Source organism: Streptomyces sp. NPDC089915 (assembly GCF_040684675.1).
Classification (GTDB): domain Bacteria; phylum Actinomycetota; class Actinomycetes; order Streptomycetales; family Streptomycetaceae; genus Streptomyces.
In genome coordinates, this window is the sequence record NZ_JBFBGN010000261.1 from 1 (window position 1) to 3,817 (window position 3,817).

The following is a 3,817-nucleotide window of genomic DNA, read 5'->3' on the forward strand; positions in this document are numbered from 1 at the left end:
GGCCCTGGAACACCGGCCCGTACTCCAGTCCGGCCGCGCCCAGCGTCTCGTACAGCCCTTCCGTGTCGAGCCGTTCGGCCCCGGCCGGCGGCCACACGGCCGGGCCCGTCTCGGGGGCCGGGCCGGCCACGGCCACCGAACCGGTGGCGTGCCGGGTCCACGGGGTGTCCTCGGGGGCGTCCTCGGACCGCGAGTACACCGTGACGGGACGCGGACCCCGCCCCTCGTCCGCCGCCTCGCCGACCAGGACGCGCAGCTGGACGCCGCCGTCCTCGGGCAGCACGAGGGGGGCTTCGAGGGTCAGCTCGTCCAGGAACCCGCAGCCGGTCTCGTCGCCGGCCCGCACCGCGAGCTCCGCGACGGCCGCGCCGGGCACCACGAGCCTGCCCATCACCCGGTGGTCGCCGAGCCAGGCCTGCGCCCGGGCGGTCAGCCGGCCGGTGAACATCACCCCGTCGGAGTCGGGGAGGGCGATCGCGGCACCGAGCAGCGGGTGCCCGGCCGCCTTGAGGCCGACCGACACCACGTCCCGCACGGCCTCCTGCCCGGCGTCCTCCAGCCAGAACCGCTGCCGCTGGAAGGCGTACGTGGGCAGGTCGACGCGGGAGGCACCGGACTCGGCGAAGAAGGTGTCCCAGTCCACGGACATCCCGCAGAGGGCCTCCCAGTCCAGGTCGACACCGTGGCGGTGCAGATCGGAGACCGCCGTGGTCAGCGTCCCCGCCTCGTCGCGGCCCCTGCGGAGGGTGGGGACGAGAGCGGTGCCCTCGCCGGTCAGGCAGGGGCGGGCCATGGCCGTGAGGACCGCGTCCGGGCCCAGTTCGAGGAGGACGGAGGCGCCTTCGGCCTCCAGGGTGCGGACGGCGTCCTGGAAGCGGACGGCCTCGCGGACGTGGCTCACCCAGTAGTCGGGGCGGGCGATCTCGTCCGTGACGAGGCCGCCGGTGAGGGCGGAGACGAAGGGGATGTTCGGCGTCCGGAACTCCAGGCCGGAGATGGCGGTGCGGAACTCCTCCAGCATCGGGTCCATCAGCGGGGAGTGGAAGGCGTGGCTGACGCGCAGGGCCTTGGACTTGACGTCCTGGGCCGCGAGCAGCGCGACCACGCCCTCGACGGCTTCCTTCGCCCCGGAGATCACCACGGCCTCGGGCCCGTTGACGGCCGCGATGGCCGCCCCCGGAACCAGCAGCGGGACCACCCGCTCTTCGCCCGCCCGGACGGAGACCATGATCCCGCCCTCGGGGAGGGCTTCCATGAGCTTGCCGCGTGCGGTGACCAGGGTGGCTGCGTCGCGCAGCGACAGCACCCCGGCGACGTGTGCGGCGGCGATCTCACCGACCGAGTGCCCGCCGACGAAGCGCGGGACGACGCCCCAGGCCTCGACGAGGCGGTACAGGGCGACTTCGATGGCGAACAGGGCCGGCTGCGTGGTCCCCGTACGGTCGAGAGCCTCCGGGTCCTCGCCGAAGACGGCCTCCTTGAGCCCGTCGCCGAGTTCCGCGCACACGGCGTCGAAGGCGGCGGCGAACACGGGGAAGGCTGCGTACAGTTCGCGGCCCATTCCGGGCCGCTGGCTGCCCTGCCCGGTGAACAGCACCGCGGGCCCGCCGGCCGGGCCGCCCGGCGTGGACGGGACAGTCGCGGAGGACCCGTCGCGGGCGAGCGTGCGCAGGCCGCCCAGGATCTCCTCCCGGTCCCGGCCCACGACCACCGCCCGGTGTTCCATCTCGGTCCGCCCCATCAGGGAGTACGCCACGTCGGCGACGGCCAGTTCGGGCCGCGCCTCGACGTGCGCCAGCAGGCGCTGGGCCTGCGCCCGCAGGGCCTCGGCCGAACGGCCCGAGAGCATCCACGGCACCAGCGCGCCGTCCGCGAGGGGCTGCCCGGCAGCCCCGGCGGCCGGCTCCCGCTCGGGGGCTTGTTCCAGGATGACGTGGGCGTTGGTCCCGCTGATCCCGAACGAGGACACCCCCGCGCGGCGCGCGCGGCCGGTCTCGGGCCAGGCCCGGTCCTCGGTCAGCAGCTCCACGGCGCCCGCCGACCAGTCGACCTGGGACGAGGGGGAGTCGACGTGCAGGGTGCGCGGGAGCACCCCGTGCCGCATGGCCTGCACCATCTTGATGATGCTGGCGACACCGGCGGCGGCCTGCGTGTGGCCCAGGTTGGACTTCACCGAGCCGAGCCACAGCGGCTCGCCGCCCTCGCGGTCCTGGCCGTAGGTGGCGAGGAGGGCCTGGGCCTCGATGGGGTCGCCGAGCTTGGTGCCGGTGCCGTGGGCTTCGACGGCGTCGACGTCGGCGGTGGTGAGTCCGGCGGAGTCGAGGGCCTGGCGGATGACGCGCTGCTGGGAGGGCCCGTTGGGGGCGGTCAGGCCGTTGCTCGCGCCGTCCTGGTTGACGGCGGAGCCGCGGACGACGGCCAGTACCGGGTGTCCGTTGCGCACGGCGTCCGAGAGCCGCTCCACGAGGAGCATCCCGACGCCCTCGCCCCAGCCGGTGCCGTCCGCGCCGTCCGCGAAGGACTTGCAGCGGCCGTCGGGGGCCAGCCCGCGCTGGCGGCTGAACTCCACGAAGGTGCCCGCCGAGGACATCACCGTCACACCGCCCGCGAGGGCCATCGTGCACTCCCCGCGCCGCAGGGCCTGCGCGGCGAGGTGCAGCGCGACCAGCGAGGAGGAGCAGGCGGTGTCCACGGTGACCGCCGGGCCCTCCAGACCGAACAGGTACGAGACGCGGCCCGAGGCCACGCTGCCGCTGCTGGCGGTGCCGCGGAAGCCCTCCAGCTCCTGCGGGATCGAGGAGAGCCGCGTCAGGTAGTCGCGGTACATCAGCCCGGCGAAGACGCCCGTACGGGAGCCCTTCATCGCCTTGGGGTCGATCCCGGCCCGCTCGAAGGCCTCCCAGGTGGCCTGGAGCAGCAGCCGCTGCTGCGGGTCCATGGCGAGGGCCTCGCGCGGGGAGATCCCGAAGAACTCCGCGTCGAACTCGGCGACGTCGTGCAGGAAGCCGCCCTCGCGGGTGTACGAGGTGCCCCGGTGCTCGGGGTCGGGGTGGTAGAGGGCGTCGAGGTCCCAGCCGCGGTTCTCCGGGAAGCCGGAGACGCCGTCCTCGCCGGAGGCCACCAGCCGCCACAGGTCCTCGGGGGTTTCGACGCCGCCCGGGTAGCGGCAGCTCATGCCGATGATCGCGATCGGCTCGTCGTCGGCGGCCGCCACCGGGGCGGCCGCCTCCCCGTCGCCGTCCTCGCCGACCAGTTCGGTCCGCAGGAACTCGGCGAGGGCGGCCGGGTTGGGGTGGTCGAAGACCACCGTCGAGGACAGCCGGACGCCGGTCTCGGCCATCAGCAGGTTGCGGAACTCGACCGCCGTCAGGGAGTCGAAGCCCAGCTCGCGGAAGGCCCGCCCGGAGTCCACCGCACCGCCCGCGCCGTGCCCGAGGACCGCCGCGGCCCGCGTGCAGACGAGGTCCAGCAGGTGGGCCCGCTGTTCGGCCCGGCCCAGCGCCGCCAGCCGGTCCCCGAGGGAGGACCCCGTACCGGCGGCCGCCGCCGCGACACCGCGCCGCCGGGTGGTGCCGACGAGGGTGCGGAGCAGGGCGGGGACCTGGTCGCGGGCGCGGAGGGTGGGCAGGTCGAGGGGGACGGGGACGAGGAGGGGCTCTTCGGTGGCGAGGGCGGCGTCGAAGAGGGCGAGGCCCTGGTCGACGGTGAGGACCTGTACGCCGGAGCGGCCGATGCGTTCGACGTCCTCGTCGGAGAGGGTGTCGCCCATGCCGCCGACCCCGGCCCACAGGCCCCAGGCCAGGGCCAGGCCGGGCAG

At 75.2% G+C, this 3,817-nt stretch carries 1 protein-coding gene; it reads right to left on the reverse strand.

Annotated elements, in window-relative coordinates:
• On the reverse strand, positions 1 to 3,817 hold a 3,817-nt coding region (locus AB0O29_RS34505; protein ID WP_365159968.1), incomplete at both ends, for a beta-ketoacyl synthase N-terminal-like domain-containing protein.